Here is a 229-nt window from a genome sequence, read left to right on the forward strand (position 1 = left end):
TGTGCACCGGACCATTAAAAGTGGTTAGGAACTTAGTTAGTGCTTCATTAACAGTCACTGTCGTCCGATCTTTTAACCGGTATGCCCAAAGGAACCGTGATTTTCGATCGATTAAAGTTAATAAAACTGCCTTACTATGCCCACGAGGACCAACGACTGTATCTAGTTCAAAATCGCCGATGCGATTACGTTGATTAATCATCATGGGACGCTGTTCAATTGATCGCCC

At 43.2% G+C, this 229-nt stretch carries 1 pseudogene; it reads right to left on the bottom strand.

The features are described 5' to 3' along the window. Window positions 1-229: pseudogene (locus FD26_RS10810) on the bottom strand (IS30 family transposase); the annotation flags it as partial.

This window comes from Companilactobacillus crustorum JCM 15951, from assembly GCF_001434585.1.
GTDB classification, from domain to species: domain Bacteria; phylum Bacillota; class Bacilli; order Lactobacillales; family Lactobacillaceae; genus Companilactobacillus; species Companilactobacillus crustorum.